The organism is Streptomyces anatolicus, assembly GCF_019400875.1.
Taxonomy (GTDB): domain Bacteria; phylum Actinomycetota; class Actinomycetes; order Streptomycetales; family Streptomycetaceae; genus Streptomyces; species Streptomyces anatolicus.
Window position 1 is genome coordinate 1 of the sequence record NZ_WMBF01000043.1, and the last position, 23708, is coordinate 23708.

23 protein-coding genes are annotated in these 23708 nt (G+C 72.4%); 14 read left to right on the forward strand and 9 right to left on the reverse strand.

Annotated features, from left to right (window positions below):
- On the reverse strand, nt 1-1979 hold a 1979-nt coding region (locus tag GKQ77_RS07085), incomplete at its 3' end, for a thioredoxin domain-containing protein (protein WP_219687852.1).
- A gap of 134 nt (nt 1980-2113) precedes the next feature.
- Between GKQ77_RS07085 and GKQ77_RS07090 the strand changes: the two genes are divergently transcribed.
- From GKQ77_RS07090 to GKQ77_RS07120, 7 genes are all read left to right on the forward strand, one after another.
- On the forward strand, nt 2114-5329 hold the full coding sequence (locus GKQ77_RS07090; RefSeq protein WP_219687853.1) for a tetratricopeptide repeat protein: 3216 nt from the start codon (nt 2114-2116) through the stop codon (nt 5327-5329).
- Between the two features lie 128 nt (nt 5330-5457).
- Nucleotides 5458-5712 (forward strand): acyl carrier protein, encoded by a 255-nt coding sequence (locus GKQ77_RS07095; RefSeq protein ID WP_219687854.1) that lies wholly within the window; start codon nt 5458-5460, stop codon nt 5710-5712.
- Nucleotides 5713-5719: 7 nt separating this feature from the next.
- Nucleotides 5720-7105 (forward strand): WS/DGAT domain-containing protein, encoded by a 1386-nt coding sequence (locus GKQ77_RS07100; protein WP_219687855.1) that lies wholly within the window; start codon nt 5720-5722, stop codon nt 7103-7105.
- Between the two features lie 150 nt (nt 7106-7255).
- Nucleotides 7256-8560 carry a wax ester/triacylglycerol synthase domain-containing protein gene (locus GKQ77_RS07105; RefSeq protein ID WP_258020954.1) on the forward strand — a complete coding sequence of 435 codons (1305 nt, stop codon included), beginning with the start codon at nt 7256-7258 and terminating at the stop codon, nt 8558-8560.
- Nucleotides 8561-8616: 56 nt separating this feature from the next.
- Nucleotides 8617-8892 carry an acyl carrier protein gene (locus GKQ77_RS07110; RefSeq protein WP_219687857.1) on the forward strand — a complete coding sequence of 92 codons (276 nt, stop codon included), beginning with the start codon at nt 8617-8619 and terminating at the stop codon, nt 8890-8892.
- The gene (locus GKQ77_RS07115; RefSeq protein ID WP_219687858.1) at nt 8889-10094 is read left to right on the forward strand and encodes a beta-ketoacyl-[acyl-carrier-protein] synthase family protein; all 1206 of its coding nucleotides are present in this window, start codon (nt 8889-8891) and stop codon (nt 10092-10094) included. Before GKQ77_RS07110 ends, GKQ77_RS07115 begins: the two co-directional genes overlap by 4 nt.
- A gap of 65 nt (nt 10095-10159) precedes the next feature.
- Nucleotides 10160-11428: a wax ester/triacylglycerol synthase domain-containing protein gene (locus GKQ77_RS07120; RefSeq protein WP_308117573.1), complete on the forward strand. Its 1269-nt coding sequence runs from the start codon at nt 10160-10162 to the stop codon at nt 11426-11428.
- A 40-nt stretch (nt 11429-11468) separates the two neighbouring features.
- Here the strand turns inward: GKQ77_RS07120 and GKQ77_RS07125 are convergent, their stop codons facing one another.
- The 3 genes from GKQ77_RS07125 to mca all read right to left on the reverse strand — a co-directional run bounded on the left by GKQ77_RS07125 (nt 11469) and on the right by mca (nt 14021).
- Entirely contained in the window at nt 11469-12656 is a 1188-nt protein-coding gene (locus tag GKQ77_RS07125) for a serine hydrolase domain-containing protein (protein ID WP_372459841.1), read from the reverse strand.
- A 182-nt stretch (nt 12657-12838) separates the two neighbouring features.
- On the reverse strand, nt 12839-13120 hold the full coding sequence (locus GKQ77_RS07130) for a hypothetical protein (RefSeq protein ID WP_219687874.1): 282 nt from the start codon (nt 13118-13120) through the stop codon (nt 12839-12841).
- A gap of 19 nt (nt 13121-13139) precedes the next feature.
- The gene (mca, locus tag GKQ77_RS07135; protein WP_219687859.1) at nt 13140-14021 is read right to left on the reverse strand and encodes a mycothiol conjugate amidase Mca; all 882 of its coding nucleotides are present in this window, start codon (nt 14019-14021) and stop codon (nt 13140-13142) included.
- A 115-nt stretch (nt 14022-14136) separates the two neighbouring features.
- Here mca and GKQ77_RS07140 point away from each other — a divergent pair, with 115 nt between their 5' ends.
- Together GKQ77_RS07140 and greA are read left to right on the forward strand one after the other, a co-directional pair.
- Entirely contained in the window at nt 14137-14538 is a 402-nt protein-coding gene (locus GKQ77_RS07140; protein ID WP_219687860.1) for a DUF4307 domain-containing protein, read from the forward strand.
- Nucleotides 14539-14715: 177 nt separating this feature from the next.
- Entirely contained in the window at nt 14716-15213 is a 498-nt protein-coding gene (gene greA / locus GKQ77_RS07145) for a transcription elongation factor GreA (RefSeq protein WP_219687861.1), read from the forward strand.
- A gap of 76 nt (nt 15214-15289) precedes the next feature.
- On the opposite strand, the gene GKQ77_RS07150 is transcribed toward greA, so the two are convergent.
- From GKQ77_RS07150 to ilvA, 3 genes are all read right to left on the reverse strand, one after another.
- Nucleotides 15290-16141: an ABC transporter permease gene (locus GKQ77_RS07150; protein ID WP_219687862.1), complete on the reverse strand. Its 852-nt coding sequence runs from the start codon at nt 16139-16141 to the stop codon at nt 15290-15292.
- Complete coding sequence (locus GKQ77_RS07155) at nt 16138-17118, reverse strand: ATP-binding cassette domain-containing protein (protein WP_219687863.1); 981 nt, start codon at nt 17116-17118, stop codon at nt 16138-16140. The genes GKQ77_RS07150 and GKQ77_RS07155 overlap by 4 nt, the downstream gene beginning before the upstream one ends.
- A gap of 129 nt (nt 17119-17247) precedes the next feature.
- Nucleotides 17248-18477: a threonine ammonia-lyase gene (gene ilvA / locus GKQ77_RS07160; protein ID WP_219687864.1), complete on the reverse strand. Its 1230-nt coding sequence runs from the start codon at nt 18475-18477 to the stop codon at nt 17248-17250.
- Nucleotides 18478-18634: 157 nt separating this feature from the next.
- Between ilvA and GKQ77_RS07165 the strand changes: the two genes are divergently transcribed.
- From GKQ77_RS07165 to GKQ77_RS07175, 3 genes are all read left to right on the forward strand, one after another.
- Nucleotides 18635-19153, forward strand: a complete 519-nt coding sequence (locus tag GKQ77_RS07165; RefSeq protein WP_219687865.1) for a MarR family winged helix-turn-helix transcriptional regulator — start codon at nt 18635-18637, stop codon at nt 19151-19153.
- 85 nt (nt 19154-19238) lie between these two features.
- On the forward strand, nt 19239-19715 hold the full coding sequence (locus GKQ77_RS07170) for a sigma factor-like helix-turn-helix DNA-binding protein (protein ID WP_219687866.1): 477 nt from the start codon (nt 19239-19241) through the stop codon (nt 19713-19715).
- Nucleotides 19712-19963, forward strand: a complete 252-nt coding sequence (locus GKQ77_RS07175) for a hypothetical protein (protein WP_219687867.1) — start codon at nt 19712-19714, stop codon at nt 19961-19963. Before GKQ77_RS07170 ends, GKQ77_RS07175 begins: the two co-directional genes overlap by 4 nt.
- A gap of 25 nt (nt 19964-19988) precedes the next feature.
- Here GKQ77_RS07175 and GKQ77_RS07180 read toward each other — a convergent pair whose 3' ends face one another.
- Nucleotides 19989-21152: a cystathionine gamma-synthase gene (locus tag GKQ77_RS07180; RefSeq protein ID WP_219687868.1), complete on the reverse strand. Its 1164-nt coding sequence runs from the start codon at nt 21150-21152 to the stop codon at nt 19989-19991.
- Nucleotides 21153-21277: 125 nt separating this feature from the next.
- On the opposite strand from GKQ77_RS07180, the gene GKQ77_RS07185 reads away from it, so the two are divergent.
- Nucleotides 21278-22396: a hypothetical protein gene (locus tag GKQ77_RS07185; protein WP_219687869.1), complete on the forward strand. Its 1119-nt coding sequence runs from the start codon at nt 21278-21280 to the stop codon at nt 22394-22396.
- Nucleotides 22397-22518: 122 nt separating this feature from the next.
- Entirely contained in the window at nt 22519-23223 is a 705-nt protein-coding gene (msrA, locus tag GKQ77_RS07190) for a peptide-methionine (S)-S-oxide reductase MsrA (protein ID WP_219687870.1), read from the forward strand.
- Here msrA and GKQ77_RS07195 read toward each other — a convergent pair.
- The gene (locus GKQ77_RS07195) at nt 23198-23641 is read right to left on the reverse strand and encodes a hypothetical protein (protein WP_308117574.1); all 444 of its coding nucleotides are present in this window, start codon (nt 23639-23641) and stop codon (nt 23198-23200) included. The two genes, msrA and GKQ77_RS07195, sit on opposite strands and share 26 nt — an antisense overlap.
- Nucleotides 23642-23708: the final 67 nt, after the last annotated feature.

Consider the following 23708-nt stretch of genomic DNA (forward strand, 5'->3'; position numbering starts at 1 on the left):
ACCCCGCACACGAAGGCGCGGCAGACGTACGCCGCCGGGAGCCCGTCCACCAGCCCCCTCCCCGCGAGCAGCGGCAGCTCGTCGGAGCCGGGAGGCCCCGCCGCCACCACCGCCCCCGGCGCCGAGCCGAGCAGCGCCGTCCGGTGCAGGTCCCCCAGGACCTCGCCCACGACGGCCACCTCCAGCGGCCCGGAGAGCGCCGCCTCGGCGACCGCGAGCCCGTGCCCGATGAACCTCGGCACCCGAGGGCCCAGCGCCTTGACGATGCCGAGCGCCCGCTCCGCCGCGCTGCGGTGCGGCTCGGCCCCCGTATGCGCCGCGTACGACAGGAGCGCACCGGCCGCCGCCGTCCACCCGGAGGGCGCCGCGTTGTCCGTGGGGTCCTGCGGCCGCCGGATGAGCCGCTCCGCGTCCGCCGCCGTGTCGTACAGCGCCCCGCTCTCCTCGTCGACGAAGTGCGCGAGGACGTGATCGAGCAGGAACCCGGCGAACTCCAGCCACACCCCCTCCCCCGTCACGGAGGCCAGCGCCAGGAAGCCCTCGGCGACATCGGCGTAGTCCTCGAGGACGCCCGCGTTGGCACCGACGCGCCCGTCCTTCGAGGTGCGGGCCAGCCGTGCGCGGGCGTCCATGTGGAGACGTACGAGAAGATCGCCCGCGCCCACGGCGGCGGCGATGAGATCCGGCCGGTCGAAGTACGCGCCGACCTCCGCGAGCGCAGCGATCGCGAGGCCGTTCCAGGCGGCGACGACCTTGTCGTCACGGCCGGGCGAGGGCCGCTCGGCACGCGCGGCGAGCAGCCGCCCCCGCACCGAGGCGAGCCGCGCGGCGTCCGCCAAGGGACCTTCGGCTGCCGGGAGTTGCAGGACAGAGGCGCCCTTTTCGAAGGTGCCCTCCTCCGTCACGCCGTAACAGGCCATCGCCAGCTCCGCGTCGGCCTCCCCCAGCACCTCCCGGAGCTGCGCGGGCGTCCATACGTAGTACGCGCCCTCCACATGCTTGCCCGTCGCCGGGTCCTCGCTGTCCGCGTCGAGCGCGGAGGCGAACCCGCCCTCGTTCGTACGCAGTTCGCGGACGATGAAGTCCGCGGTCTCCAGCGCCACGCGCCGCGCGAGGTCCGAGCCCGTGGCCCGCCACAGATGGGCGTACGCCCGGCACAGCAGCGCGTTGTCGTACAGCATCTTCTCGAAGTGCGGCACCACCCACTCCCGGTCCACGGAGTAGCGCGCGAAACCGCCGCCGAGCTGGTCGTAGATGCCGCCGCGCGCCATCCGCTCACAGGTCTCGGCGGCCATCTGGAGCGCGCCCTCCGCGCCCGTGCGGGCGTAGTGCCGCAGCAGGAACTCCACCGCCATCGACGGCGGGAACTTGGGCGCGCCGCCGAAGCCGCCGTGCGCCGCGTCGTAATCCCGGGTCAGCCCGAGCAGCGCCTGCGCCAGCTCGTCCTCGCCGGGCTTCTCGCCGGTGCCGTGGGTCAGCTGCCGCTCCCCCAGCTCGCGCACGATCTTCTGCGCGACCTCGGCGACCTCGCCGCGCCGGTCCGTCCACGCCCGGTGGACGCCGTCGAGGACCTGCGGGAAGGACGGCATTCCGTGCCGGGGCTCGGGCGGGAAGTACGTACCGAAGTAGAAGGGCTCGGCGTCGGCGGTGAGGAAGACGGTCATCGGCCAGCCGCCCTGGCCGGTCGCGGCCTGCACGGCCTCCATATAGACGGCGTCGACGTCGGGCCGCTCCTCGCGGTCGACCTTGATGTTCACGAACTTCTCGTTCATGAGCGCGGCCGTCGCCCCGTCCTCGAAGGACTCGTGCGCCATGACATGGCACCAGTGACAGCTGCTGTACCCGACGCTGAGCAGCACCGGCACACCGCGCTCGCGCGCCTCCTGGAAGGCCTCGGCCGACCAGGGCCACCAGTCGACGGGGTTGTCGGCGTGCTGGAGCAGGTAGGGGGACGTCTCATGGGCCAGTCGGTTCGGCATGCCCCCATACTCGCGCACACCGGGTGCCCCGCTCACGTACGCCGGGCCCTGATCCGCCGACTCCCTCGCGCCGAGCGCCCGTACGCAGGACACTTGTGGCCGCTGGTGACTGTTGCTCTCGGAGGGGGACCCATATGCGGGACAGCCATCGGGCCGAGGCCGAGCGGCTGTTGGCACGGGCCGTGGAGGAGGAGGTGCGGCGCTCGGGCGGGCGTGTCGACGGGGGCGTCCTGCTCTCGCGGGCGCGCGGCTCGCTCGACGCCATGGCGCAGACGGCCGCCGAGGAGTACGAGTCGTACACCCGGGCGCTCGACGAGGCGGACGCCGGACGGCTCAGCTTCGGCGAGCGGTACGCGCGCGAGGGCGCCGGAACTCCCCTGCTGGTGGCGGTGGTTGCCGCCGTCGCCGCCGGGGTCTCCGACCTGTCGTTCGGTACGAGCGTCGGCACGGCACTCGGCACCGGCGCGGTCGTCGCCGTGGCGGGCGCGGCGGCGACGGTCCTGAAGGTGACGGCCTCGCATCTGCCCGCGGCCAGCCGCCGCGCCGGGGCGCTCAGCCAGCCGGGCGGGTCCGAGCAGCTGCGCCTGCAGTGGCTGACGGCACTGGAGGTGCGGGGCATCAGGCCCTTCATCGACCAGCAGCGGGTCCTCGCCGCGTCGACGGGCACGCGTACGACGAAGAAGACCGCGCCGCAGCTGCGGGGCACCGACAAGAGCGCGGCGGCCCGCAGGCGCTCCGCGCTGGAACGGTCCTTCACCCAACTCCCGCTGAACGACGGCCCTTTCGCGGGCCGCAGGAACGAGCTGGGGCAGATCGCCCGCTGGGTGCACGCGGCGCGCGCGAGCACCGACACCAGGCCCACGGTCGTCATGCTGTACGGCGCGCCGGGCTCGGGCAGGTCCTCGCTCGCGGTGCGGGCCGCGCACGATCTGCGCGACCAGTTCCGCGGCGCGTGCCTGGTGGACCTGCGCGGCGCCGCCCCGGGGGAGACCCCGCTGTCCACGCGCGACGCGCTGATGCATCTCCTGAACCGACTGGGCGCGCCGCGCGAGCAGCTGCTCTTCCGGGAGCGTTCCTCGCAGGAACAGCAGGTCAAGCGGCTCAGCGAGCTGTACCACCAGTATCTGACGGGCGTGCCCGTGGCCATCGTCCTCGATGACGCGGGCGACGCCGAGCAGGTGCGCACCCTGATCCCCGAGCGCTCCGACAGCCTCGTCCTGGTCACCGCCCGGGAGCCCCTGGAACTCCCCTCCGACCTGCCCGCCTGGGTGCACCGGCTGCCGGTAGAGGCGCTGGACGAGGCGGGCGCCGAGGAGCTGCTGCGCGAGTGCGCCGAGGACCTTTCGGGGCCGTACGACGCCGAATCGGCGGACGCGGTACGGGAGTTGTGCGGCGGCCTGCCGCTCGCGCTGCGCGCCGCCGGTTCCTCGCTCGGCCCGCGCACCCCGCGCCAGCTGGCCGCCGACCTGGCGGCGTACGGCCCCGCCGAGAAGGTCGCCCCCGTCGAGCGCGTCCTTTGGCTGCGCTACACCGACCAGTCCGAGACCGCCCGGCGGCTGCTGCGGCGCCTCGCGCTCGCCGGGCGCGCCTCGCTGGGCCCGGCCGCCGCGGCGGCGCTGCTCGCCACGGACGAGCAGGAGGCGGGCCGCCACCTCACCGCGCTCTCCGACGCGGGCCTCGTCGACCGGCTCAAGGGCGGCCGCTACCGCCTGCACGACCTCGTGCGCTCCTTCGCCCTGGCCCGCCTCCTGGACGAGGAGGAGCCCGCCGAGCGCACCACCGCGCAGGAACGGCTCATCGCCAGCTACGGCGAGCTGGCGGACACGGTGATCCGCCTGGTCGACGGCAAGACGTCCACGCGCGCGGACCAGTTCGGGCAGCACGGCTTCGCCTCCCTGGAGGCGGCGCTGCGCTGGCTGGACGACGAGTCGACGTTCATCACGGCGGCGCTGCGGCACGCGGAGGACGTCGACCAGCGCGTCGTCCTGAACCTCCTGGGCGCCCTGTGCGACTACTGCCTGCTCCGCGGCGACCTCTACCGCCTGGGCGAGATCAACGAACTCACCCAGGCCATCGACCAGGGCCTGCTCGGCCGGAGCGTGCAGTGGCGCACGGGCATCGCGGCCCGCCAGCTCGGCGAACTCGATCAGTCCCGTACGACGCTGAACTCCGTCGTCGACCTGTACTTCGAGGCCCACCAGGACGCCGCGGCGGCCCGCGCGCTCGGCTCCCTCGGCATCACCCTGCACCACCAGGGCAATCTCACGGAGGCCGCGGCCCGGCTGACGGAGGCGCTGGATCTCCAGGCCTCCGACGAGTTGGCGGGCGACCGCGCCTGGACGCTGCACGCCCTCGCCGCGGTGGAGCGCGACCGCGCCCATCTCGCGCACGCCCTCGACATGCTCCGGCGCGCGCTCGCCCTGCACCGCGCCGGCGGCTCCGTGCACGGCGAGGCGTGGACGCACTTCCAGCTCGGGCAGCTGCGCCTGCGCATGGGCGACGTACCGCGCGCGGAGAGCGAGCTGCGCGACGCCCTCGACCTGTACGGCCGCACGCGCGACCAGCGCGGCGAGGCCTGGGCCATGACGCAGCTCGCGCGGGCCCGCCTGGTGGACGGCGACCCCTCGCCCGCGGTCGACGGCCTGCGCCAGGCGGTCTCCCGGCACCGCGACAACGAGGACGCGCGCGGCGAGGCCTGGACCCTGTACTACCTCGGCCAGGCCCTGGAGGAGACCGGCAGCCTCGACCAGGCGGTACGGGACCTGGAGCGGGCGCGCACGATGTTCTCCCGGATGCGGGACGTGTACGGCCTCGCCTGCGCCCGCCACCACTCCGCGCGCGTCACCCGCGACCAGCGCGCCGCCCAGACCGGCTCGCTGCGCAACTCCGGCTTCGCCCGCCAGCTCCTGGTGGACGCCCGCGCCGACTTCCAGCGGATCGGCGTCGCGCACGGCGAGGCGTGGACGTGCCTGGAGCTGGCGGTCGTCGACGCGGGCAACACCCGCGCCCAGCAGGCGCTGGCCCTGTGCGACGAGGCGGTCGCCCTGTTCACCTCCTACGGCGACCGCCGCGGCGAGGACTGGGCCCGCTTCCTGCGCTGCACCCTGCTGCCGTACGCCTCCCCGGGCGGCTGGGAGATCGGCACGGCGGTCGCCCAGGAGGAGCTGAGCCAGCTGGCCCGCGCCGACCACCCGACACGCGACGGCAAGCTCGCCGACTACTTCCAGGCGTACGGGCTGCTCCTGGAGCGTGGCGCCGAGCTGGAGACGGGGTGGCAGGCGTGGCGCCTTGGCATGGTGCCGAGCCGGCACGCGCGCGAGGTGATGGGAGTGGACGTCCCGCGCGATTAATCCGTGCGCGATTAATCCATATAGGTGAAATGCCCATGGTCGGCCGGTATTGGCGAGTCGCGGCGTGAGGATTGGGGGTCACAAGGGCCGGTGGCAGCCGGTCCGTTCCGACGTCCCAAGGAGATGTGATGGCCACGGGATACAGCACTGTCGTGGATATTCTGGTGAGCGAATTCCGTTGCGCGGAAGAGGAGTTGTCACCAGATTCCACGATGGAGAACGTGGATCTGGACTCGCTCGCGCAGGTCGAGTTCGCCGTCGCCCTGGAGAACCGCAGCGGCCGGCCGTTCAGCGAGGACCAGCTCACCCTGGACACGACGCTGGGCGAGATCGCCGCCTTCCTCGATGCCGCGCCGGCCGTCAGCGCCTCACATGAAAAATAGTGTCGCCGTGTCGGCCGTGGAGGAACTTCTCTGCGGCGCGGGCACGGTCCTCGACCCGCCCATCGGAGTGGCCGCGCTGTTCTCGGGTGAACCGCCGCGTCTCGACGCCCTGCGCGACCGCGTGGCCGAGCGCTGGGGCGGCCTCCCCCTGCTGCGCCGGGCCCTGCTGCGTCCCGCGCGGCCCGCGTGGCTGCGCCCGCATCACTGGCTGCCGCTCGATGACTTCGACGTACGCACCCATGTCCTCGGAGCCGAGGACGAGGGTGAGCACGTCATCGCGGGCACGGGTGAAGGCGAGAGGGCGTTCACGGATCTGCTCGGCCGGCTGGTCGCCGAGCCCGTGCCCTACGGCCTTCCGCCGTGGCGGCTGCGGCTCGTACGGGCGGGGCGCCAAGGCGGCACCGCACAGGAGCGGTTCGCGCTCGTACTGACCGCCCACCACGCCCTCATGGACGGACGGTCCTTGGAGCTGCTGATGAGCAGACTCCTCGACGGCAGACTCCTCCGCGGCGGTACGGGTACGAGTACGGGTACGGGTCGCGGTGCCGGAACCGCCAGTGACGCGCGGCCCGTTCGGATTCCTCGGCCCCGCCGCCCCGAAGGCAGTACGCCGGCCGGACAGCCACCGGACTCCGGCCGGCTGTTCGACGCGCTGCGCTCCGGGCGAGCCCTGCCGCTGTCCGCGGAGCCGCCTCGTACGCGACGGGACCTCGCCTGGGCGGAGTTGGACACGGACGCGGTGCGGGCCGCCCGCCGGGCCCTGCCCGGGCTCGGCGCGACCCTCAACGAAGTGCTGCTCGCGGCAGCCTCGGGCGCCCTGCGAGCCGTCCACGGCGAACCGGAAGGCCGGGCAGGGGCCTCCCGCCCGCTGCACGGCGTGTACTCCGTGGACCTGCGCACACCGGAGCAGGCCGACACGCTCGGCAACATCGTCTCGATGGTGCGGTTGCCGCTCCCCGTGGAAATCACCGACCCCCGGGAGCGGCTTGCCGCCTGCCGGGCCTCGTCGGCCGCGCCGGGCCCGGCGCAGGGCCCGGACACCACCACCCGCCTGGTCTGCGCCGCCGCCCGTCTCGGCCCCTGGGCGCTGCGCCTGCTCGCCAGGCGCGCCTACTCGCCCCGGTGGGCCCCCGTGTCCTGTACGGCCGTCAGATGGCCCCGGGGCCCGTGGGCCCTGGACGGCGCGCCGCTGGAGAGGGTGATTCCGCTGGCGCGGGTGCAGATCCCGGGGGCGGTCAGTCTCACCCTGACGAGTTACGCGAACACGTTCACCCTCTGCGTGGTCAGCCACACGCCCGAGGGCCAAGCCCGTTTGCTGGCCGACGCGTTCGCACGCGAACTGACCTCCCTCGCAGGGGCCGTCGGGCCCCAACTCAGCGCTCCGGCACGGTGACCTGAGCGCTGACCGGTGCGGTCGGCGGCGCGCCGCCGGAAGCGGCGGATCGTAACTCACCGATGTGAATCTCGTTTCTCCTGTGACCGTGAGCAACAGGCGTCGAGGAGTGAAGATCCCGCAGCGGAGGAGAAGTTGGCCACGTATCGCATGAGACTGTCCTTCCCCGATGAGGCGTTGCTGCTCAACGGGTGCCCTGGTGTGGTCGGTATGGCGGCGGTCTTCCGGGGGGAAGAGCCTGAGCTGCGGGAGGTCCGGGCACGAGTCGCCGAACGGTGGACGGCCCTGCGGCGGATGAGCCACGTGCTCGACACCCCGTACGCCTCGGACGCCCCGCAGACCTCGGACGCCCCGGACACCTCGGACGTCTTGGGCGGTGACGGGCGCCGGGCGCCGCGCCGACGCCGCGCCCACTGGGTCGTGCGGGAGCCCTTCCGGCCCGCCACGCACGTCCTCGCCGCACGCCACAAGCTGGACGACCTGTGGGCGGACGTGGTGGCCCGCCCACTCCCCGACGGCCCGCCGCCCTGGCGGCTCTACGTCGTCCCGGGCGGGCCCGACGGCGGCTTCGCCCTGGCGCTCGTCGCCCAGCACGTGCTGCTCGACGGGCGCTCCCTCGAGACCTTGCTGCACGCCCTGATGGACGACATCGCCCCCGTACGGGCCACCGGCCGCCCGCCGCTGACCCGCGTCCGGCTCGGCGCCGTGGGCAGGGAACTGAAGGCGCTGACGGCACGCGGGCAGGCCCTCCCGACGCCCTCGCCGCAGCGCACGTCCCCCTCGGTCGCCGTACGCACGCTGTCGAGCGATACGTTCCGTGCCGCGCGCCGGCACCCCCTGGGCACGCGCGGCGCGACGCCGAACGAGCTGCTGATCGGCGCGGTCGCCGGGGCGCTGCGCGCCCATTTCGGCCCCGCGCCTCACTGGCCGGGCACCCGGCCCGTGTACACGGCCGTGCCGTGCGATCTGCGCGCCCGGGACAGCGAACACGTACTGGGCAACGGCGCCACGGCCGTACAGATCGCGCTGCCCCTCGACGTCGACGACCCCGTGGCCCGCCTGCGGGTCTGCCGTACGTCGCTGCAGACGATGCCCGCACGCTCCGGTGTCCACGCCGCCGCACTGCTCCCGTGGGGAGAAACGGTCAAGCGTGTGGCGCCGTGGGCGGTCGCGCGGCTGGCCGACAGAGCCGCTCGGCCGACCTTCGCGGCGACAGCGACGACCGTCCTGAAGTGGCGTGACACGTCATCCGCCTTCCAGGGCCGCCGGCTGCGGCATGTCGTGGGGCTGCCCCCGCTGCACCGGCCGGGCAGCGCGAGCTTCCTGCTGGCGCAGAACAACAGCGCCTGCACGCTCACGGTGGTCTGCCACCTGCTTCCCCACAGTGCTCAGCGGCTCGCCGACGCCGTGGTGGACGAGTTCGAGGCGTTGGCACGGAGACAGCGGAAGACATGACGACACCGGAAAACCCGACAGCACCAGCGACGACAGCAGAAGTAGGGAAGAGCACCGTGGAAGCAGAGTACGAAGACGTCTGGGACGAGCTGCGCACCCTCTGCGCGCACATCATGTCCGTACCACCGGAGCACGTGGTACCGCAGGCCCGCCTCGTGGCCGACCTAGGAGCCGACAGCCTCGACGTAACGGAATTGCAGGTGGCCTCGGAAGAACGGTTCGGCGTGTCCCTCAAGGGATCCGACCCCGCCGCGGTCTCCACGGTCGGCGACGTCGCCGCTCTCATCGTGAGGCAGCGCACCGGCTCCGCCCCGGGCGTGGTCGCTGGATGACACGCGAAGACGCTGTCGCGGTCACGGGCCTCGGAGTCCGCTGCGGGGCCGGGGCCACGACGCGTGAACTGTGGGAGAACCTCCTCCACTCACGCTCCACGGCCACCCTGCACACCTTCGACGACGAGGGCACCGTCGTCCACCCCGCCTACCCCATGCCCGGTTTCACGCCCGAGGGCTACCTCACCCCGAAGGAGGTGAAACGGACGGACCGTTCCGTGCAGTTGGCGGTGTGCGCCGCCATGGACGCGGTGACGGACGCCGGAGGGCTGCACACCGCCGCCGGTCGCCGGGCGGTCGTCACCGGCACCACGTACGGCGGGGTGATCAGCCAGGAGCACGGCATCGGGCAGCCCGACGTGCTCTACCCGGCCCGGGTGATGCCCAACGCCGGTGCGTACTGGATCAGTTCCAAGTTCGGTGTCACCGGTCCCTCGCTCACCCTCTCCACCGCCTGCGCCTCGGGCACGCACGCCGTGGGCGAGGCGATGGAGCTGATCCGGAGCGGGCGCGCCGACACCGTCGTGACCGGGGGCCACGAGAGCCCGTTCACCGCGACGACCGCGCTCGCCTTCGCACGGTCCGGCGCCATGGTCACCGAGTGCGACGAACCCGCCCGCGCGTCACGGCCGTTCGACGCGGAGCGGCGGGGGTTCCTCCTCGCGGAGGCGGCGGCCTTCATGGTGCTGGAACGGCTGGACCTCGCCCGCGCCCGGGGCGCCCGGATCTACGCCACCCTCATCGGGTACGGGTGTACGTCCGACGCCCACCACCTCACGGCACCGCACCCCGACGGCGCCGGTGCGACCGCGTGCATGGAGCAGGCGCTCACCGACGCCGGTGTCGCGCCCGACGCCGTCACCCACGTCAACGCGCACGGCACCGGCACCACGCTCAACGACCTGGCGGAAGCGCGCGCCATCACCGCCGTCTTCGGCCCCGCCGCCGTGCCGGTGACCGCCTCCAAGTCGGTGACCGGGCACTCCCTGGGGGCGGCGGGGGCGCTGGAAGCCGTGATCACCGCCATGTCGCTGCACGAAGGACTCCTGCCGCCCACCGCCCATCTCACGCGGCTCGACCCCCAGTGCGAGCTGGATGTCGTCGTCCGGCCCCGCAAGCTCTCCGCAGGACCGGCGCTCAGCAACAGCTTCGGTTTCGGCGGGCACAACGCCTGCGTCGTCCTCGACTCGGCCCAGCGCTGATGAGGCGCAAACCGAGGCTGGCGATGGGGCGGAAACCGAGGCTGTCGGGGCTTGACGAGGGCTTCGTGCGCGATGGGCTGCCCGGGACGATCGGCACCGTCGCACTGTTCACGGGCGAACCCTTCGACCTGGGCGAGCTGCGCTCCCGCGTCAGCGAGCGGTGGGGAGGGCTCGACCGCATGCACCAGGTCCTTGAACCGCCCCGCGGGCCGGCGGCGCTCTCCGGCCACCGCTGGGCGGTCACGCAGCCGTTCGACGCCGCTGAGCACGTCCGCGCCTGCGACCTGGAGCCGCAGCCGCTCATGGCCGCCTCGATCGGCCGACGGCTGCCGTCCGGCCGGCCCCTGTGGCAGCTGCTCGTGCCGAAGGCGGCACCCACCGGCGAACACGCCCTCGTGCTCCTGGCCCACCACGCGCTCCTGGACGGCAGCTCCATGGCGACGCTCCTTCGCCTCCTCATGGACGACGCCCGTCCGGCCCGGACCGGGGCGACGGCACCAGCTCCCTCGGTGCCACGGCAGCGGCTCTCCGTCCGCCCCGCCGACTTGTCCAGGGAGCTCCGGGACAGCAACGCCCCGGGCCAGCGCCTGCCGTCGGCGCCCGGCGGGGCCCACCCCTCCCTCGCCGTCACCCGGCTCGACCCGGACGTGGTGCGCTCGGCCCGCCGCCAACCGGCCGACGGACGCGGGGCGACCCTGAACGAACTGCTCCTCGGCGCCCTGTCCGGGGCCCTCCCCGCCTGTTACGGCGCCACCTCGTCCCGGCCCCGGGGCTCCGCTCCCCTCTACGCGACCGTGCCCGTGGATCTGCGGAGCCGGTGCGAGGCGCAGCAGCTCGGCAACCTCATCACCGCCGTCCGTCTCCCGCTGCCGCTCGGCGCCGACTCCCCGGCGGGCCGCCTGCACGCGTGCCAGAAGCTGATGGCGGACCTGCCCGACCGCCGCGAGATCCACCAGAGGGTCCTGCCCGTCCTTGAGGGTGTCGTACGGGCGCTGCCCTGGCTGACGACAGTGCTGGCCAAGCGGATGGCGCGGCCCGAGATCACCACCGCCGTGTGCACCGCGTTCAAATGGCGGGACAACCCGAGCCATCTGCACGGCCGTCGCCTGAGCAGCGTCGTCTCCCTGCCCGCGCTCTCCTCCCCCGGCACCACGAGCGTCAGCCTCGTCCAGACCGCCGACGCCTACGTGCTCACCGTCGTGAGCCACCTCGGCCCGGACGACTCCCGGCGGATCGCCGACGCCGTGGCGGCGGAACTGGCCGCGGTGGCGGCCTCGGCACCCGCCTCCGCCCAGGCGCCGCCCGCTTCCGCCCAGGCGTCGCCCGCTCCGTGAACCATCGCCGGTAGCGGTCCCCTGGGCACCCTGCCGAGGCTCACCGGCCGGGGTGGCACAGAGCCGTGTCGACGACGCGTTCGACGTGCCTCTTGGTCGCCGTGTCATCCGGCTGGATGGTCACCGCGACGTTGGCGGCGGCCTTCCCGTCCTCCCTGACGCCGCCCCGGGTCTCGTATCCGGGGATGCTGCCGCCGTGGCCCCAGGAGACGCCGCCGCACGACAGCGTCGTACTGACCAGACCCAGGCCGTAGCGGGCGCCCGGGGCGAAGGGCGGGCCCGCGGGGGCGGTCGTACGCATCTGGGCGAGCTGCGCGTCCCGGAGGAGGCCGCCGGAGAGGAGCGCGGTGTAGAAGCGGTTGAGGTCGGAGTTGGTGGAGATCAGCTGGCCTGCCGCCCAGCCCCAGGAGGGGTCCATCTCCGTGATGTCGTGGGGCGCGCCGCCCGCCGGGTCCTGGTAGTAGCCCTTGGGGTGCGGTCCGCGGATGGTGGCGTCACCGGGGGCGGGGAAGTAGGTGTGGCGCAGTCCGAGGGGCTCGATGATCCGCTGCTGCATCGCCTCGGCGAGGGGGCGCCGGGTGACCTCCTGGACGATCAGACCGGCCAGGATGTAGTTCGTGTTGCTGTACGCCCACTTCTCGCCGGGGTCGAAGTCGGCCTTGTGCTCCAGGGCGATGTCGAGAAGCTCGCGGGGTTCATAGCGGCGGATGTCGTCGCCGAGGTACTTGGTGTAGTCGGGGAGCCCGCTGGTGTGCTGGAGCAGTTGGCGGACGGTGATGCGGCGGCCGTCGATCCCCTCTCCGCGTACGACGCCCTTGAGGTAGGTGTCGACGGGGGCGTCGAGGGCGATCTTCCCCTCGCCGACCAGTTGCAGGACGACCACCGCGGTGAACGTCTTGGTGTTGCTGCCGATCCGCACCTGGCCGTCCCTGGGCACGGGTGCGCCGGTGGCCAGATCGCCGACACCGGCGGTGTAGGTACGGGTGGGGCCCTTGCCGTGCCTGACGCTCGCCAGCGCGGCGGGCACGTGGTCGGAGCGGACGAGGGAGTCAAGGCCCCGCTGCACGGCGTCCGTCCTGAGGGCGTGCGGCGCGGGCCCGGCGGCCGCCGTGGGGGCGAGGGCGCCGGTCGCCAGGACACCGAGGGCCACCGCGGCGCCGACCGACACGACCCCGCGCCGACCACGCGAGAAGGGAGAACGGAACCTCTGCCAAGCCTGCTCACGCACGGGCCAACTCCTACGGAATCCGGGGCGGCCAGGGCGTGCGCCGAGGCCGCGTCCAGCTTCCCCGGCCGCACCCCGCCAGGGGCATCCGGCTGCCCTCCCGGCCCGGGTGGGGCTAACCCCCGGCACGCGCTCGCCCAGAGGTGGCCGCCACCCCGAACGCGACCTGATCCGCCGGATAGGCCCTAGCTGTCGCCGTCGGTGCGCTTCGGGGCCGGGTTCGCCGCGGAACCGCCGTCCCCGGACGCCGCCGCGCCGACCGCCTCGTCATCCGTCGCGTCGCCCGCTCCCGGCCGCCGCCGACCGGTCTCCGGCTCCTTGAAGTCGACCTTGCCCATGTGCCGGTTCATCGACTTCATAAGGCCCCACACGGCCAGGGCCATCACCGCGAAGACGATGAACCCGAGGACGCCGGGGGTCACCTTGTCGTCGTCGACCTCCTTGGCAAGAGGGACGAGATGCGTCATTGCCAGATGTGCGTTCACGCTAGGCATTGTCGCGGATGCCCGCAAAGAGGTCGTCCTCGGGGAGGGAAGTATCGACGAGCGACTTCGCCAGCTCGTACTCCTCCGTGGGCCAGACCTTCTTCTGCAGCTCCATCGGGACGCGGAACCAGCCGCCGTCGGGGTCGATCTGCGTGGCGTGGGCGATCAGGGCCTTGTCGCGGATCTCGTAGAAGTCGGCGCACGGGACGTGGGTGGTCAGGGTGCGCTCGACCCGCTCGAACTCGTCCCACCGCTTGAGCCAGTCCCCGTACGGCGACTCCAGGCCGTGGTCGAGCATCGCCTGGTGCAGCGCCTCGGTGCGCGGGCGGTTGAAGCCCTGGTTGTAGTAGAGCTTCTGCGGCTGGAAGACCGGGCCGAACTCGCTCTCCGGGTACTTCTCCGCGTCCGCCGCGCCGTCGAACGCCACCATCGTGATCTTGTGGGTCATGATGTGGTCGGGGTGCGGATAGCCGCCGTTCTCGTCGTACGTCGTGATGACCTGCGGACGGAAGGAACGGATCTGGCGCACCAGCTCACCCGCCGCCTTGTCGACGTCCTCCAGCGCGAAGCAGCCCTCGGGCAGCGGCGGCAGCGGGTCGCCCTCGGGCAGCCCCGAGTCGACGAAGCCCAGCCACTCCTGCTTGACGCCGAGGATCTCGCGCGCCTCGTCCATCTCCTTCTTGCGCACCTCGTGGATGTGCTCCTGGATGTAGGTGTCACCCTGGAGCTTCGGGTTGAGGATGTCGCCGCGCTCACCGCCCGTGCAGGTCACGACGAGCACGTCCACCCCCTCGGACACGTACTTGGCCATGGTGGCCGCGCCCTTGCTCGACTCGTCGTCGGGGTGGGCGTGCACGGCCATCAGTCGAAGCTGCTCAGTCAAGACTCGATCCTCAAGTAATCGGGCGCCCTCGGTGATCCGGCGCAACACGCGGCTTCTATAGTGACGGAACCGGGGGGCGGAAAATTCCGGCATCCCCTGTTCCTGGAGGACGATCATGGCGGCGGCAGGGCTCCCCCATGGGCGGTACGGCCGCTCGCGCACGGACGACGAGGCCGCCGACCGCAAGCTCAAGATCGTGGGCTCCGTGCTCGGCGTGGTCCTGCTCGGCGTCGTCGGCTGGTTCGGCTACGACTACATCAACGGTACGAAGGTCAGCGCCGAGGTCATCAAATTCGACGTCGTTTCGGCCACCACCGTCGAGGCGCACCTGGAGGTGCGCAAGGACGCCGGCGCCAAGGGCTACTGCACCCTGCGCTCGCAGGCCGAGTCCGGCGCCGAGGTCGGCCGCGCCGACTTCCGCTTCGACCAGCGCGAGGGCCGCATCGACAAGGTCGTCACGCTCCGTACGACGTCGCGGGCGACCAGCGTCGAGCTGCTGGGCTGCCACGCCGACTGACACGACGGACACGAGGCCGGGCTTTCCCGCCCTCACCTGCGTTGACGCGATTCTGATGGCTTATGTCCTCCCCCTTGCCCAGCTGAATTGTTAGGCTCGTGGTTTCGCCCACCCGTAAGGGAACATCCTTCTGGGTAGGGCGATGCTTTGTCTTCCCAGTACCTACGAGGAGCACCTGTGACCCAGACCAGCGAGAACGTCACCTGGCTGACCCAGGAGGCGTACAACCAGCTCAAGGCCGAGCTGGAGCACCTGTCTGGTCCCGCGCGCACCGAGATCGCCGCGAAGATCGCGGCGGCGCGCGAGGAGGGGGACCTGCGCGAGAACGGCGGGTACCACGCGGCGAAGGAGGAGCAGGGCAAGCAGGAGCTCCGCATCCGCCAGCTGACCCAGCTCCTGGAGACCGCCAAGGTCGGTGAGGCCCTGGCCGCGGACGGCATGGTGGCGCCCGGCATGGTCGTGACCATCGCCTTCGACGGCGACGAGGACGACACCCTGACGTTCCTGCTCGCCTCCCGTGAGTACGCGAGCGACGAGATCGAGACGTACTCGCCGCAGTCCCCGCTGGGCTCGGGCGTGAACGGCAAGAAGATCGGCGAGGACGCGCAGTACGAACTGCCGAACGGCAAGCTCGCCTCCGTCAAGATCCTCGAGGCCAAGCCGTACCAGTCCTGACACCGCCTTCTCCACGACGGGGCCCCGGCACTCACCGTGCCGGGGCCCCGTCGCGTGCCAGGGTCTGTCGGGCTCCTCAGGCCGTCGCCGAGCGGTACTTGCGGACCGCCAGCGTGCGGAAGACCAGGATGATCAGGACCGAGTAGATCACCGACGCCCAGACCGGATGCTCCATGGGCCAGGCCGTGGAGGCCGAGACGCCGGGGTTGCCGAAGAGCTCGCGGCAGGCCTGGACGGTGGCGCTGAAGGGGTTCCAGTCGGCCACGTGGCGCAGCCAGGGCGTCATCTGGCTGGAGTCCACGAACGCGTTCGAGATGAACGTGACCGGGAAGAGCCAGATCAGCCCGCCCGACGTGGCCGCCTCCGGGGTGCGCACCGAGAGGCCGATGAGCGCGCCGACCCAGGTGAAGGCGTACCCGAGCAGGAGCAGCAGGCCGAAGGCGCCGAGCGCCTTCCCGATCCCCTCGTGGACGCGCCAGCCGACGAGCAGCGCCACGATCGCGAGGACCAGCAGTGTCAGCGCGGTCTGCACGAGGTCGGCGATGGTGCGGCCGGTGAGGACCGCGCCGCGCGCCATGGGCAGGGAGCGGAAGCGGTCGATGAGGCCCTTGTGCATGTCGTCGGCGATACCCGCGCCCGCGCCCGCGGTGGCGAAGGTGACGGTCTGCGCGAAGATGCCCGCCATCAGGAAGTTGCGGTAGACGGCGGGGTCGGTGCTGGCGCCGATCTTCATGGAGCCGCCGAAGACGTAGCTGAACAGCACCACGAACATGATCGGCTGGATCAGGCCGAAGATGACCATCTCCGGGATGCGGGACATGCGGATGAGGTTCCGCTTGGCGACGACCAGGGAGTCCCTGACGGACTGGCCGATGCCGCCCGCGGGCCTGGGGCCCGTCGCGCGCGCCGTGTCGGTGAGGGTGCTCACTTGCCGGCCTCCTTCGTGCCCTCGTCCTCGTCCTCCAGCGCGGCGACGTGGCCGGTGAGGGAGATGAAGACGTCGTCGAGGGTGGGGCGGCGCAGACCGATGTCGTCGATCTCGATGCCGCGGGTGTCCAGCTCGCGGATGACCTCGGCGAGCAGCTTGGCGCCGCCGGTGACGGGCACGGTCAGCTTGCGCGTGTGCTCGGCGACGGTGACCTCGCCCTTGCCGAGGCCGCGCAGGACCTCGGCGGCGGTGGCGATGTGCTCGCGCTCGTGCACGACGACCTCGACGCGCTCGCCGCCGGTCCTGGCCTTGAGCTGGTCGGCGGTGCCTCGGGCGATGACGCGGCCGTGGTCGACGACGCAGATGTCGTGCGCCAGGTGATCGGCCTCTTCCAGATACTGCGTGGTCAGGAGCAGTGTCGTACCGCCGGAGACCAGTTCCTCGATGACCTCCCACAGCTGCTGGCGGTTGCGCGGGTCGAGGCCGGTGGTGGGCTCGTCCATGAACATCACCGGCGGCGAGACGACGAGCGCGGCGGCGAGGTCGAGGCGGCGGCGCATGCCTCCCGAGTACGTCTTGGAGGGGCGGTCGGCGGCGTCGGCGAGGTTGAACCGGTCGAGCAGCTCACCCGCTCTGACCTTGGCCTCCTTGGCCCTCATCTGGTAGAGCTGACCGACCATCTGAAGGTTCTCACGGCCCGTCAAGTACTCGTCCACGGCCGCGAACTGGCCGGAGAGGCCGATGGAGCGGCGCACCTCGTTCGGGTGCTTGAGCACGTCGATCCCGGCGACGACGGCCCGGCCGCTGTCGGGGGTCAGGAGCGTCGTCAGACAGCGCACCGCGGTGGTCTTACCCGCGCCGTTCGGTCCGAGCAGACCGAGCACGGTGCCCTCCGGGACGTCCAGATCGACGCCGTCCAGAGCCCTGACCTCGCCGAAGGTCTTCACCAGGCCTTCGGCGTATATGGCGCCTGGCATGTGGGTTCTCCCAGAGGTCCGGGGATGAAGGACTTTCTGGGAGAAGTCTAGGTTTGCCGGACCTTCCGCGCCTGGCAATTGCCGGTACGGCCGTCGTGCGGGCTCAGTGGGGGCTCAGTCCAGGCCGGCTCAGCCGATGACCGTGTAGCCCGCCTCGCGCAGCGCCGTGCCCACCTCGGCGCAGTGCTCGGGGCCCTTCGTCTCCAGGTGCAGCTCCACCTCCGCCTCCGTGAGACCGAGGCGCGGATCGGTGCGTACGTGGCTCACGTCGAGGACGTTGGCGTCCATCACGGTCAGCACACCGAGGAGGTGGGCCAGCGCGCCGGGGCGGTCCGTCAGGCGCAGCCGCAGCGACAGGTAGCGGCCCGCCGCCGCCATGCCCTGGCGCAGGATGCGCTGCATCAGGAGCGGGTCCACGTTGCCGCCGGAGAGCAGCGCCACGACCGGGCCGTCGAACGACTTCGGGCTGCTCAGCAGGGCCGCGACGGGGCTGGCGCCGGCCGGCTCGACGACCATCTTGGCGCGCTCCAGGCAGAGCAGCAGGGCGCTGGAGAGCTCGTCCTCGGAGACCGTGACGACGTCGTCGACCAGGTCCTCGATCAGCTGGAACGGCACGTCTCCGGGGCGTCCGACCTTGATGCCGTCGGCCATGGTCATCGGGTGGTCGATCGACACCGGGTGCCCGGCGGCGAGCGAGGGCGGGTAGGCCGCGGAGCCCGCCGCCTGCACGCCGACGATCTTCACGTCGGGGCGGAGCGCCTTGACGGCGACCGCGATGCCCGCCGCGAGGCCGCCGCCCCCGACGCCGACCACGAGGGTGCGCAGCTCCGGGCACTGCTCCAGGATCTCCAGGCCGACCGTGCCCTGCCCCGCGATGATGTCGGGGTGGTCGAAGGGGTGGATGAAGACCGCGCCCGTCTCGCGCGCGTACTCCTGCGCGGCGGCCAGCGTCTCGTCGACGACCTGGCCGTGCAGCCGCACCTCGGCGCCGTACTCCCTGGTCGCCGCGACCTTGGGCAGCGGCGCCCCGGCCGGCATGAAGACGGTGGAGCGCACGCCGAGCAGCGAGGAGGCGAGGGCCACGCCCTGCGCGTGGTTGCCCGCGCTGGCGGCGACGACACCCGCGGCGCGCTCCTCGGGGAGCAGCCCCGCGATCCGTACGTACGCGCCGCGCAGCTTGAACGAACCCGTCCGCTGGAGGTTCTCGCACTTGAGGTGGACCGGCGCGCCGACCAGCTGGGACAGGTGCCTGCTGCCCTCCATCGCCGTCATCCGGGCCACTCCGGAGAGCATCTTCCGTGCGCCGCGCACATCGTCGAGGGTGACTGTCGGCAAGAGATGCGGCGTGCGGTAGCTCATGCCCCCAAGTCTCGCAGCCGTCGCCGGAGTCCTCCTTCGGTGACCAAGGGCCGAGACTGTTCTGCGCGTAGGTTTGCGCAGCGCAGGTACGGTCCGCGCCGGGGCCGCGTACCCTGTCCCCCAACCCACCGCCCTCGCATGAAGTGAGCCCCCGGCCATGCCCACAACTCCGGACATGACGACCGCCAGTGAACCCGGCCTTCTCGACAGCCTGCAGCACCAGGTGGCCGTCTTCGCCCGCCGCGCGGAGCAGACCCGCCTCGGCGGGGTAGGCCAGGTCCGCAACTCCATGGACCGTGCCGCGTATCTGCTGCTGAACCGCCTCGACAAGGAAGGGCCGATGGGCGTCAAGGCGCTCGCGGCGAGCATGGGCATCGACTCCTCGACGGTCACCCGGCAGGTCGCCCCGCTGGTCGACACCGGGCTCGTCAAGCGCACCTCGCACCCCGAGGACGGCCGTGCCGTGGTGCTCCAGCTGTCGCCGCGCGGCCAGGCCAGGCTCGACGAGGTGCGCTCCTCGCGGCGCGAGCTGATGGCCGAGCTGACGCAGGACTGGGCGCCCCAGGAGCGGGAGAGCTTCTGCGCGCTCCTCACACGCTTCAATTCCGCCCTCTCGGCCCGGCAGACGTCACACGCGGCACCCGGCGGAGAGGTTCCGGCCACTCCGGAGTCTTGACCCCGGCCCCGCGTCTGGCCTCATATGAGACCAGGACGCCCCCTTGCCGGGGGTTGCCCTCCTCTGCTTGCGGCCGGGAGGCGCGGTGCGTGAACGGCAGGCGTTCCAGGACGCCCGCCGTGCCCGGGAGTTCGAGGCGTTCGTCGCGGGCGCGGCAGGCAGGCTCCTGCATGCCGCGACGCTGCTCACCGCGGAACGCCCCGACGACAACCCACGCGCGCGTGCCCTGCTGACGGCCGCCCTCGCGCATACGTACGCGGCGTGGGACCGGCTGCGCGGCGAGGACCCGTACGACCGCACACGCCAGCAAGTGGCCCTCCGCTTCGCCCGCGGGGCCTGGCGCCGTCACCGGGGCCACGGTGGCGTCCTGGAGCGGCTGAGCCCCCAGGAACGGCTGATTCTCGTGCTCCGGATGTACGAGGGTGTGGCCGAGGAACAGACCGCCGCGCTTCTGGGGCTGCCCGCCGACCGGGTCCGGGGGATCTGCGCCCGCGCCATCGCGTCGGCCCTGCATCCGCCGCGGGGGCCCGCGGGGGCGCTGAGCGGGGCGGTGCGCCCATGAGCCAGTACGAGCGCAAGGAGACGGCCGTCCGGCGGCTGCTGGAGAGTGCGCAGGCGTCGGTGCCGCCGGGGCTCTTCGATGACGCCGTGCGGCGGGGCGGGCGGATGCTGCGGCGGCGCGTGGTGCTGCGCAGGCTCATGTGGGTGGTGCTGTTCGCCTGCGTGGTGGCGTTCGCCGTGTGGGCATCGGCCGCCCAGCCTTGGGCGGAGCCGCCTTCGGAGACGACTCCGCCGCTTACTCGCTGGTAGCGGGGGGATGTCCGGGCCGGACGGACTAGCCCAGCGCCTGCTGGAGGTCGGCGAGGAGGTCGTCCGCCGCCTCGATGCCCACCGACAGGCGTACCAGGTCCGCCGGGACCTCGAGGAGCGATCCCGCGGTCGAGGCGTGCGTCATGCGGCCCGGGTGCTCGATCAGGGACTCGACGCCGCCCAGGGACTCGCCCAGGGTGAAGAGCTTGGCGCGGTTGCAGACCTCGACGGCCGCCTCCTCGCCGCCCTCGACCTGGAACGAGACCATTCCGCCGAAGGACTTCATCTGCTTGGCGGCGACCTCGTGACCGGGGTGCTCCGGAAGGCCCGGGTACAGGACGCGCTTCACGCGCGCGTGCCGGGTCAGCATCTCGGTGACCTTGGTGGCGTTCTCGCTGTGCCGGTCCATGCGCACCGCGAGGGTCTTGATGCCGCGCAGCACCAGCCAGGCGTCGAAGGGCCCGGCGACGGCGCCCATCGCGTTCTGGTGGTACGCAAGCTCCTCGCCGAGCGCCGCGTCGCTGACGACCAGCGCGCCGCCGACGACGTCCGAGTGGCCGCCCATGTACTTCGTCATGGAGTGCACGACGACGTCCGCGCCGAGGGCGAGGGGCTGCTGGAGGTAGGGGCTCGCGAAGGTGTTGTCGACGACGAGGCGGACGCCGGTCTCGCGGGCGACCTGCGCGAGGGCGGCGATGTCGGTGATGCCGAGCAGCGGGTTGGAGGGGGTCTCCACCCAGATCGCCTTCGTACGGTCGGTCATCGCGGCCCGCACCGCGTCCGGGTCGGAGGTGTCGGCCACCGACCACTCCACGCCCCAGCGGGAGACGACCTTGGCGAAGAGGCGGAAGGTGCCGCCGTACGCGTCGTTGGGGATGACCACGTGGTCGCCGGGGGCGAGCAGCGCGCGCAGGAGGCAGTCCTCGGCCGCGAGGCCCGAGGCGAAGGCGAGCCCGCGGCGGCCGCCCTCCAGCGCGGCCAGGTTCTCTTCCAGGGCGGTCCTCGTCGGGTTCGCGCTGCGGCTGTACTCGTAGCCGCCGCGCAGGCCGCCGACGCCGTCCTGCTTGTAGGTCGACACCTGGTAGATGGGCGGGACGACGGCTCCGGTGAGCGGGTCGGCCGTGTTGCCCGCGTGGATCGCCACGGTCTCGAAACTCTGTGTGCCGGGGGTGCTGTGCAAGTCACTCATGCGGCCTGAGCGTAGTGCGCGGCAGGGACGTTCCGCCTGGGCGCGGGGGTGCTTTCCGTCCACGTCGGTGGGGGTACGTCCCGGCAGGTTCGCCAATTGTCGGACCCGTCTGGTTCGCTTGAGCCATGGAGATTCTCTGGTTCCTGTTCGCGGTGGTCATGATCGGTGCGGTCCTCGGGCCCGTGCTGCTGCGCAGGCGCGGCGGGATCCGGCAGGTCGAGCCCGGCTCGCCGGACGCCGCGGACCCGGCGGAGTACGGCTTCCTGCGCCAGGAGGAGCTGGACATCCGCATGCCGGGCGCGGACGCCGATCTCCTCGAAGTCCTCGACCTCGTGCAGCGCACGCAGGGGTGGCAGGCCGCCTCGCAGCTCCTCGCGGGCACGGAGACGCACGGCGAGCAGCGCTGGCAGCGGGTGCAGGCCTTCGCGGGCGCGGCCTCGCTGGAGCTGCAGCAGCGGCCCGGGGGCGTGAGCGACAGTCCCGGCGGGCAGTGGCTGCGGGTGTGGCGGGCCGAGGCGCCCAAGGACGCGGGTGGCGCCGCGGTGCACGCGGAGTTCCTGGTCCAGCAGGCGTGGCGGACGGCCGACCGGGGGACGGACGAGTTCCGGATCATTCTGGAGGAGGCCAGGGAGGCGTGCGGGCAGGCGGCGCTGCTGGCGCCGGGCGATCCGGTCCCGTACATCATCGAGCTGTCCATCGCGCGCGGCCTCGCGTATCCGCGCGCCGAGTTCGAGCAGCTCTGGCTGAAGATCCTGGACCGTGCGCCGGCGCACATGGGCGCGCATCTGGCGGCGCTGCACTACTGGTGCGAGAAGTGGCACGGCTCGCGCGACCTCGCGTACGGCTTCGCGGAGGCCGCGGCGGCGCGTGCCCCTCGCGCCTCCCTGCTCGCGGCGCTCCCGCTCTTCGCGGTCTACGAGCACATGCCCGAGGTCAATCTGGTCCGCGGGTTCTATGAGAGCGAGGTCGTCACCAAGGCGATCGAGGGCGCCCTCTTCGCGGTGCACGCGGCGCGGCCGGACGACCCCATGCTGGCGCACGTCCGCCATCTCCTGGTGTTCTTCCTGGTCCGCTGCGAGCGCTGGGGCGAGGCCATGCACCAGCTGGTGCACGTGGACGGCCACGTCGGCGCCCTGCCCTGGACCCTGACCCCCGACCCGGCCGCGAGCTACGCGGTGTACCGCGCGCTGGCCGTTGCGGGGTACGAGGCGAATGGCGGCAGCCCGGCGACGCTGTCGCACTGAGCCTCTGGAATGCGGGGGCCCTGGAATGCCGGGGCCTGCCCGCGCGTTCCCCTCATGACGCCCTGTCCGCCCTTTTCCGCCCCTGTCCGCCGCTGTCAGGCCCCGCACGAGGAGAGACCCGCATGATCTTCGGCCGCACGCCCGAGCTGCCCACCCCCGAGCAGGCACTGAAGGGCCGGGCGACCCCGGAATTCGAGGTCCCCGCGCGCCACACTGTCCTCGGCAACGCGCTCCTTGGCCCCTACCCCGAGGGCCTGGAGGTCGCGGACTTCGCGCTGGGCTGCTTCTGGGGCGCGGAGCGCAAGTTCTGGCAGACGCCGGGCGTCTGGACGACGTACGTCGGCTACCAGGGCGGCTACACCGAGAACCCCTCCTACGAAGAGGTGTGCTCCGGCCTGACGGGCCACACGGAGGCGGTCCGCGTCGTCTTCGACCCGGCCAAGGTCTCGTACGCCTCGCTCCTGAAGCTCTTCTGGGAGTCCCACAACCCCACGCAGGGCTTCCGCCAGGGCAACGACGTGGGCACGCAGTACCGCTCGGCGATCTACACCCACTCCGCCGAGCAGGAGGCCGGGGCGAAGGCTTCCCTGGAGGCCTACCAGCGCGTCCTGACCGCCGCGGGCCACGGCACGATCACGACGACGGTCCTCCCCGCCACCGACAGGCCCTTCTGGCCGGCCGAGCCGTACCACCAGCAGTACCTGGACAAGAACCCCGACGGCTACTGCGGCATCGGCGGCACGGGCGCCCTCCTGGACACCCCCTCGGAAACCAACTGGGGCCGCGCCTGCCCCACGGGCATCACCCCGGCCCCGAGCGAGCACTGACCCCAAGATCCCGCCGCATCACGCGCCGCAGCTCGGCGATGGCCGCGTCGTTGCCGGCCTCCAGCTCCGCGTAGACCTCGCTGTCGGCTCTCGCGCCCTCGATGACGCGGTCCCGGGTCGTCCGCAGGGCGATGAAGGCCGCCCTGGCCGCCTCGACGACGTCCAAGGGCGCGATGATCGCCAGCTGGTGGCGGATCTCGTAGGCCCCCGGCGCCAGGAACCGCTCCCGGACCTCGCGTGCGTGTTCCTCACTTCCGGGGCTCGGGCCGCCGGTAACCTGCGCTGACTCGTGGAGTGCCGAGCGGACGCGGGAGAGCGCGGCCGTGTACTCCGCGTACAGCTGTCTGCGCGTCGCCGTCTCGCGCTCCGCGCTCTCCCGCCGCCACCGGGCCCGGTCGGCCAAGAGGGTCGCGCCCACGCCGATTGCCGCTCCCAGCAGGGTACTTACCGGCGATATCCACTCCACGAGACCACGACCCTAACGG